The sequence below is a fragment of the Leeuwenhoekiella nanhaiensis genome, from assembly GCF_002744755.1.
Lineage (GTDB): Bacteria > Bacteroidota > Bacteroidia > Flavobacteriales > Flavobacteriaceae > Leeuwenhoekiella > Leeuwenhoekiella nanhaiensis.
This window is the reverse complement of record NZ_KZ319316.1, coordinates 1-9,526: the sequence shown is the minus strand read 5'-3', so window position 1 is coordinate 9,526 and position 9,526 is coordinate 1. Positions and strand designations below refer to the sequence as shown.

Here is a 9,526-nt window from a genome sequence, read left to right as displayed (position 1 = left end):
CTGTAAATGATGAAACGGGTTGTGTGAGTTTAGATCGTACGGCAGTAAGCTTAACGATCAATGCAGCTCCTGAAGCCCCTGTAAGTGGTGGTAATCAGGAAGTTTGTGAAGCGGGACCAATTGAGACTTTGACTGCCGAAGCAACGGTTGCTGATGGTTTCAGTATTGTTTGGTACACTCTTCCTGAAGGAGGAGAAGTGGTTGAGAACCCAATATTAACAGATGTAGGTACAGTAACTTACTATGCAGAAGCTGTAAATGACGAAACAGGTTGTATTAGTTTGACTCGTACTCCGGTTACTTTGAGTATTTGTAATAATTCACAAATAAGCCTAATCAAAACAAGTGTTCTTGGAGACGAGAATGGAGATGGATTTGCTCAGGCGGGAGAAACAATTGTTTACACCTTTACCGTAACGAATACCGGAAATACTACGGTTTCTGATATTTCAATAGATGATGCCAAGTTGGCTTTAGCAGATTTGGTTATTGAACCGTCAACATTGGCTCCTGGAGAATCTGGGGTTGCTACTGCGACCTATACCATTACTCAGGCTGATATAGATGCAAAATCAGTATCAAATACAGCGATTGCAACAGGAACAGATCCTTTTGAAAATGAAGTTACAGATGTTTCTGATAATGGAGATGAAACTACAGATGATGATGGTAATGGAGATCCTACCGATGATCCTACAGTAACCGATTTGCCTGCTTTAAGTTCACTTAGCGCCGAAAAATCAGTAACCTTTAGTGATGAAAATGGAAATTTAGCCACAGATGCAGGAGAGACTTTGATTTATACCTTTACGGTGACAAATACCGGTAATACCACACTTTATGATGTTTTAATTGAAGACCCTCTAGTCGAAGTGACAGGAGGCCCAATTGACCTGGCTCCTGGAGCATCAGATAGCTCAACATTCACAGCGGTATACACCATTACTGCTGCCGATATCGCAAATCAACAGATTATAAATCAGGCCTTAGTTAGTGCTTCAACGGCTGGTGGTGACCTTGTGGAAGATTTAACCGATGATCCTGATAATCCAGCTGATGTGGATGCGAATGGAGATGGGGAACCCGATGATCCAACAGTTTATCAGGTTGTAGGAGTTCTTGCTGAAGAAGACATTGTGATTTACAACTTTGTAACACCTAATGAAGATGGCTTTAATGACTATTTTCAGATTGAGAACATCGAAAATTTCCCAAATAGAGTTCAGGTATTCAACAAATGGGGAGTTCAGGTTTTTGAAACCAGAGATTATAATCCAGATACCGGTAATGTATTTAAAGGGTATTCAGACGGTAGAGCAACTGTAAACAGATCTGCTCAGTTGCCAACCGGAACGTATTATTACATAATTAACTACGAGCGCGAGCCGGGTCAAATGCGTAACGTAGCAGGTTACCTCTACATCAATTAATCAACAGGAAATGAGAATCATAAAAAAGCACTTTGTAATGAAGACTACAGTAAAAATTTTTCTAATTGCTTTGATGTGCATGACATTCCTGAAGCAGGAGTCAGCTCAGGCGCAGCAAGACCCGCAGTATACGCAGTATATGTATAATCCTCTGGTAATTAACCCGGCTTATGCAGGTAATCGTGGGAGGACGTCTATAATGCTTTTACACCGAAGCCAGTGGGTAGGTCTTGATGGGGCGCCCAGAACACAAAATTTATCAGTACACAGTCCTATTGGACTGGGTAAAGTAGGTCTAGGATTCAGTCTCGTGAATGATGCTTTAGGACCGGCCAGGGAAACTAACTTCAATGCCGATTTTAGTTATACAATCGAGACGGGAGTTGAAGGTAAACTGAGTTTTGGTCTAAAAGGGACACTTAATCTTCTTGATTTGGACTTTAGTAGAACTAACCCATTCAACATGAATGACCCTCTGCTTCAAAATATTGATAATAAACTTTCACCCAACGTCGGGGTAGGTCTCTTCTATCATGATGACCGTTTTTACGCAGGTCTTTCGGCACCCGCGTTGTTGCAAACAGATCATTTTGATAGAAGTGGGGCCAACTCTGCATCAAGCTTTATTGCCGAAGAGCGTATACATTACTACGGTCTTGCAGGTTATGTTTTTGACCTGGGTGTAAATACCAAGTTTAAACCCTCGACACTTGTCAAAATGACGGCCGGGGCTCCATTGTCAGTAGATGTGAACGCAAATTTCCTGTTTTACGATAAGCTTACTTTGGGAGCATCTTATCGCTGGAGTGCGGCACTTAGTGGCCTGGTAGGTTTCCAGATTTCTGATGCCTTGCTTGTTGGGTTTGCCTATGACCGCGAAAGCACAGACCTTGGGAACGCAACCTATAATGATGGTACCTATGAGGTCTTCATAAGATTTGAGCTGTTTAAAGAATATAATCGCATGGTAACACCACGCTTCTTTTAATACAATAAGATAGTATGAAACAACTAATACTTTTTTTAACGTTTGCTTCAGTCCTTACGAGCCTCAGCGTCAACGCTCAGGAGCGTGAACTGGAACGTGCCAATAAGAAGTTTGATCAGTATGCCTTTGTAGATTCTCAGAAAATTTATTTAAAAGTTGCTGAAGAGGGCTATGCCTCTGCTGAACTTTTTGGAAAGTTAGGGGATAGTTTTTATTACAACGCAGACTACCCGGAAGCTGCACAATGGTATGGTAAGCTGGTTCAGGAATATGCAGCTCAGGTTTCGCCTGAACAGTATTTTAGATACGCGCAAAGTTTACGGGCTCTGGAGCGTTACGATGAATCTTTAGAGATGATTGCTTTGTATAAGGCCAATACGTCAGCTGATGACAGTTCTGTTTACGAGAATAGCGGAAGTCAGGATTATGTTTCAGGGACGTATAAGGTCGAAAAATTAAAGATAAATAAAGCCGGTTATTCTGATTTTGGAGCTTCGTTTTACGGGGACCAGATCTTGTTTGCATCTACACGCGATACGGGTACTTTTTCAACGAAAATCCATTTATGGAATAAACAGCCTTTTCTAGATTTGTATACTGCTGATGTTGAAGGTGGAGCTGTTTCAAATGTTCAAAAACTGGGTGGCGCGGTAAATACCCCCTATCACGAAAGTAACGCTGTTATGAGTAAGGACGGTACTAAATTGTATTTCACTCGTAACAATTTTACTAATGATCAGTTTAGAACGTCAAAAAACCGAACTAATAAACTTAAGATATACGTTTCATCAAGAGCCGATTTAAACTCACCGTGGGGAGAAGCTAAAGAATTACCCATAAATAATAGTGAATATTCTACATCGCATCCAGCCTTGAGTCCAGACGGAAGCATTCTGTATTTTGCTTCAGACAGACCAGGAGGATATGGAGAGTCTGATTTGTGGAAGGTAAGTCTTGAGGGAGACAGTATACAGAGCCAGCCTGTAAATTTAGGTTCTGCAATCAATACCCCGGGACGAGACGGTTTTCCATTTGTGTCTAAGGAGGGAGTGCTTTATTTCAGTTCAGACGGAAGGGCGGGCCTGGGAGGGCTTGATATCTTCGTGCTTGATAATGATGTGGTCAAAACTCTTGAAGCACCTATTAACTCTACAGCTGATGATTTTGCATTTATTATTGATGAGACCGAGAATAGCGGTTATTTGAGCTCAAACAGGGCAAATGATCCCTTAGACGATGATATCTATAGTTTTATAAAGCAACCCTGTGAGACCGTTCTCATTGTAAATGTAATAGACAACGTAACAAATCAGTCTTTAGGTGAGGCTCAAGTGGAGATTAGAAATGAGGACAACAAACTTTTAATCAGCGGTTTAACTTCTGATCAGGGTACATTTACTTTCAGTCAAATAGCTTGTGAGGATACTTATTTTGTACGTGCGAGTAAAACTGAATACAGTACAGAAGAAGAAAACATTGCGGTTTCTGGTGATCAAAACGAAGTCACCATTGCCTTATCTCCCAAACGAATTAAGGTAGGGGACGATTTGGCAATGCTTTTGGCCTTAGAACCTATTTACTTTGATTTCGATAAATCGAATATACGCCCAGATGCTGCTATTGAGTTAGAAAAGGTTATTCAAATAATGAAAGAATATCCCGATTTACATATTGACGTGCGTTCGCATACCGATAGCAGGGGGAATGATGAATACAATATGGCACTTTCGCAGCGCAGGAACGATTCTACGATTCAATATATCATTGAAAAGGGAGGTATTGATGCCAGTCGACTTTCAGGAAGAGGTTATGGTGAATCGCAATTGCTCAATGAGTGCAGTAATGGTGTTTCTTGTACCGAAGAACAGCATCAACTAAATAGAAGAAGTCAATTTATTGTTCTTGAAGATTAGTGAAGCTAAATCTGTGCTTAAATATTGATTTTTTTAGGTAAATATTTAGCTTAAGGTGAGGGAGATGGCTAGTACTAAGTCTCTGATTTCTAAAATAATGTAGGATATTTGCGTGTTGTTTCTTACAAGTAAATACTAAAAGTATAGATTTTTGGGGGGTATTTGTGCATTACGTCTAAAATTACAGGCCTTCACATTTAAAGTTGACAGTGATATATATATTTGCTATACCCAACTTAATGACGTTCACACCCCTTAATTGCAGTAAATAGGCTTTTAAAGCGTGTTTGAAATATAATTTATTAAGATGGGTTCTATCTCGCCAGACAGTCCCTTGTCGGATAAATTTTTTTTCAGAAAATATACCGTATTACAAATCCTTAATTAAGGAGATACGACTAATTTTAGTATAACCCAATTTCAAAAGATTACCCCAATGAAAAACTACTACACTACAGCATTGCTGTTCGTTGCGGTTTTGATGTTTCAAGTCAACGCCCTGGCTCAAAAAGAACATGGTTCAAAAGCTTCCGATAATTCTAAAACCGTAGAACTTTCCTTTTATAAAGGTACAGATGATCCTATAACGGCAGAAACTTTAGATTATTTTGTTGAGTTAAAAAATAACTCGGGTCGCCCGCAAGTATTTAAAATTGAAGGTGAGCCAATCTCTTGTGATGATGCTTCTATAGAGTCATCTGACGTGAAATTCGAAATTTTAGATAAAAACGGAGCTCAATTAAAATTAATCAAAGCTTCGGAAAACCAAACGGTCCAATTTATCGTAAGAACAACCAAATTGGAAATGAACAAAACATCTTGGAGTTGTGTGCAGATTCTTGCAAAGTCTGACTCTTCTTCAAAACAGAGTTTTGCTTCGATCTTAATAAAGCAACTTAACCCTGGCGCAAGCAACTTCAAATAATCAACCTATGAAATTAAAAATTACTCTTTCCCTTGTAGGGCTATTTATTTTTAGTGGAATTTTTACTTCAAACGCGCAGCTGAAGAATTCTTTTGATGTGCGTTATGCGGAAACCTTGCGTGGTAATTTTACTACTATTGCAAATAATATGATGTCTCGTAGTTCTACCGGTAATTATAACGGAGAAGATGGGAACCATGATTTTACTGACAATGTTTACGTTGATATAGACTCTGATGCCAGTACTTTTAATTCAAGTAGTGCAAATTTGAGTTCTTTTGGATCGTCTTCGTGTGTTAGTATTAAAAAGGCCTATTTGTATTGGACTGCAGGTGACAAAGAGCCTGGCTCACTCTCATCAGATAATCAGCCTAACTGGAATTATAATCAGGTGAAAGTTAAGCTTCCGGGGCAAACTACTTATTCGACTTTTACTGCAGATGAAGTGTTATATAGGGGGCGTACAGAACATTTTCAAAATGACCCTTATGCATGTGTGAAAGACATTACGGCACAAGTTCAGGCTCTGGGTGCGAATTATGCAGGGACCTATACGGTTGCAAATGTTGAAGCAAAAACAGGAACTATCATTGGCCACCAGGGCGCTAATGGGGGTGACATTATTGGTGCATCTGCAGGCTGGCAGCTTGTTGTTGTTTATGAAGATGTAAATAAACCTGTTCGTAACATTACACTCTTTGATGGTTTTGCCAACGTAACCAGAAATGCTGGTGAAAACAATTATGATATTGTTTTTAATGGTTTTAGAACAGTTCCTAATGGTTCTGTTAATGCAGATGTCGTATTAGGTGCATTAGAAGGAGACCGTGATTTAGTAGGTGACCGTCTTCAGGTTCTAAATAATAATGGTACATTCTCAGATCTAACCACGGCTTTAAGACCTGCTGATAACTTTTTTGACAGTAGAATTACGCAGTATGGTGTAAATTATACTAATCGTAATCCTGCATCAACGAATACACTAGGTTTTGATGCTGGTGTTTTTAAATTAGATAATCCTAATAATACAATTCTTCGTAATAATCAAACCAGTGCAACTCTTAGGCTAACCTCAACCCAGGAAACCTATAGTTTGTATTTACTAGGTTTTTCTGTTGAAGTTTACGAGCCGGAGTTAAATCCATACCTAGTCTCTACCAATTTATCTAATAAAGAAACTTCACTTGGAGAAGAATTCACAGTCAACTTGCCAATCCAAAACTATGGCAATGATGATATGACCGACTTGACTTTAAAGTATACATTACCTGAACAGGTTGATTTTGTTTCTGCAAACAATTTACCAACAGGAATAAGTTTTACTTACAACCAGTCTACAAGAGAGTTGATTTTTACCGTCGCAGATAATTTGGTGCAGGTAGGTGATGGCGCATCTGTTATAGCTTTCAATCTTAAGACTAAGGAAACCTGCTCTGTTGCTGATACGGAATTTGGTTTGCAATTTGCTGGAACCTATTCGGGTAGAAGAATAAGTTATACAAAGACAGATCTAAGTTCATCATCTATTAATGACAGTTGTCCTGCTAAGGGAGATGAGCTTCCGCTAATTATTAAAGTTAAGCCGTCAGAAGATTTTACGGTTAGCTTTGATGTGACTAAAGTTTTGTGTTTTGGCGATACTACAGGTGCAATTGATTTGACTGTAAGTGGAAACACGAGTCCTTATTCCTATAGCTGGAGTAATGGAGCTACAACTGAAGATATATCAAATCTGGCTGCTGGTGATTACAATGTTACTGTAACAGATAAATTTGGTTGTGCCAAGACCTTTCCGGTAACTGTGACCGAAAACACCCAGATTAATGCAGATGTTAATAGTACCCCAGAATCTGGTCTTACTGTAAACGATGGGACTGCATCTGTTACAAATGTGACAGGAGGTGTTGGACCATATACCTATTTATGGAGTACTGGCGCTACAACAGCAGAGATAAGTGATCTGGATTCCGGAGATTATGAAGTTACTATTACAGATACTAATGGATGTTCTGTTTTAAAAACGGTTTCTGTAGGTACGGTAAATAATTTACCGACTGCTGTTGATGATCAGGTTCGAGTCGATGAAGATACGGCCTTGAACATTGATGTAGTAAGTAATGATGATTTTGGTTTGGATGGTCCTGGTAGTCAGGATGTGGTAATTGCTCAAAGCCCCTCAAATGGCACCGCGCAAGTTAATACTAATGGAACTCCTAGTGATCCAACTGACGATACTGTTCTTTATACACCAAATCCTGGCTTTAGTGGTACAGATACTTTTACCTATACTATAACAGACGGTAATGGAGATCCAAGTACAGCAACTGTAACAGTAACTGTGTCCAATGTAATAGTCGTTCCTCCCGGTGAACGCGGTTGTGATTGTGCTCCTTTATATGGACAGACAAACTTCATTTCGCCTACTTTAGTAAGTGGTTCAAACCTTCAGGTAGGTGCTGTCTATCGTTTTTCAAATGTTTTCCTTGATGCACCGGCTGGATCGCAAGTGGATGCTTTGGTTAAAATTGTAGCATTTAATAACGGGGCTTCACTTTTAAATATTGACGTAAATGATGGTCGTGGGGTTCGTGAGTTCTTTCAGCCTTATATTAACAGTACAAATAATGGAGACCAAAGTGTTGAATTTGAAATCACTTTTGTTTCAAGCGGTGGAAGTTATGGTGACGAAGTTGAAATTTCATTCTTTGCAACTCCATACGATATTGACGGAGACAGCGTAGCTACCAGAGAATATGCAGAAGTAAGTCTTTCCGATGCTTATTATCAATCTCAGAATACGGAAATACGCATTGAGCGTAAAATGAATTCCGTAAGAGGTACTGCGGTAAGTCCTGCAACAGCACCTGGAGGTGATATTTCAACAGATCCGAGATATACGTTTAGTAATTATTTTGAAGGAAGATCAACTCTGAAATACATAGCGGGTAAAGAAAATGGAAATTTTGACCGGTATTATTCACTTGCTCTTGAAAGCGCAAATTATCAAAATCCACAATCTACAATTGTTACGGCTCCTGTTATTTGTGGAAATGTATCTGATGAGGGAGGAGACCCTTTAAGAGGTGTTTCGGTTTCTTTGTCCGGATCAGACGGAAGTTCAGCAAGTACCACGACAGATATTAACGGTAATTATCGTTTTGCAACTGCGATTCCTTCCGCTTTAGTTAATGTTACCTATACCATAACTGAAACAGATTTAGATGGTTATGTAAGTGTAAGCGACGTAGAAGGAGATCCAGCAGATAACAAGATAACGCGAGTAATCAATTTGATCTCTTCTTGCGGAAATGATTTTGTTGATGATGGTCGCCCTGTTGCTCAGGATGATGCAGCTATTGCGAGTCCGCTAAGACCTGTTCAGCCTGTTGATATTGATGTTCTTGCTAATGATACATTTGGTCCTGACGGTCCTTCCTCAGGTACCATCAGTATTGTATCTCAGCCTGCAGTTGGTGAGGCTGTAGTTAATGACGGTGGAACACCAAATGATCCAACTGATGATTTTATTACTTACAACCCCCCACTTGTAAATTTACAGCCTACAAGTTTTGTTTATAAAATCTGTGACTCCGATGGAGATTGTGATGAGGCTACTGTTCTTATCAACATTTCTAATGATGTACCTGAGGCAGAAGATGATACATTCACGGTTTCAGAAGATTCAGAAAATAATGTCTTAAATGTATTGGCTAATGATTTCTTCGGAAATGATGGTGCAGGATTTTTATCTATAGTAAATACTACTCCAAACGGTGATCTATCAGTAAATGACAATGGAACACCGGGAGACGCCTCAGATGACTTTCTGGTATACACACCAAACGAAAATTTCTTTGGAACTGACACTTTTACGTATCAGATTTGCGATGCAAATAATGATTGTGTTACGGCAACGGGTACAATAATTGTGGAAGCAGATCCTGTGCTTTCTGTTGAAAACGTAGAAGTTGTTGAAGGTCAACCACTTGTATTCATGTTTACTTTGGCAGAAGTGTCAGATGAAGACGTTATAATAAGTGTAAGCACTTCGGATGGAACTGCTGCGGCTGGATTGGATTATGATGCTGTTATTAATCAAATTATTACTATTCCAGCCGGGGAATTAACGGCTGAATATACAGTAAATTCTCTCGAGGATAATATTTTTGAGCTTTCCGAAAACTTCACTATAACTGGAACGGTTCAGACTAATAATACTAGAAACCTTGTCGCAGAGGCCACCGGCACCATTCTAGACAACGAAGATCCA

5 protein-coding genes are annotated in these 9,526 nt (G+C 39.4%); all 5 read left to right on the top strand.

What is annotated here, in order from left to right; genetic code table 11:
- Positions 1 to 1,430 (top strand): gliding motility-associated C-terminal domain-containing protein (locus tag CJ305_RS18845; protein ID WP_143469422.1); only part of this gene is annotated, 1,430 nt, incomplete at its 5' end.
- 37 nt (positions 1,431 to 1,467) lie between these two features.
- Positions 1,468 to 2,418, top strand: a complete 951-nt coding sequence (locus tag CJ305_RS18840) for a PorP/SprF family type IX secretion system membrane protein (protein ID WP_099647810.1) — start codon at positions 1,468 to 1,470, stop codon at positions 2,416 to 2,418.
- Positions 2,419 to 2,432: 14 nt separating this feature from the next.
- Entirely contained in the window at positions 2,433 to 4,331 is a 1,899-nt protein-coding gene (locus CJ305_RS18835) for an OmpA family protein (RefSeq protein WP_099647809.1), read from the top strand.
- Positions 4,332 to 4,767: 436 nt separating this feature from the next.
- Positions 4,768 to 5,256, top strand: coding sequence for a hypothetical protein (locus CJ305_RS18830; protein ID WP_099647808.1), 489 nt, complete (start codon positions 4,768 to 4,770; stop codon positions 5,254 to 5,256).
- Positions 5,257 to 5,263: 7 nt separating this feature from the next.
- Positions 5,264 to 9,526 (top strand): Ig-like domain-containing protein (locus CJ305_RS18825; protein ID WP_189319495.1); only part of this gene is annotated, 4,263 nt, incomplete at its 3' end.

Excerpts from the sequence above, each read along its gene's own strand:
- CJ305_RS18840 (WP_099647810.1), top strand. The coding sequence starts at position 1,468 with ATGAAGACTACAGTAAAAATTTTTCTAATTGCTTTGATGTGCATGACA.
- CJ305_RS18835 (WP_099647809.1), top strand. The coding sequence starts at position 2,433 with ATGAAACAACTAATACTTTTTTTAACGTTTGCTTCAGTCCTTACGAGC.
- CJ305_RS18830 (WP_099647808.1), top strand. The coding sequence starts at position 4,768 with ATGAAAAACTACTACACTACAGCATTGCTGTTCGTTGCGGTTTTGATG.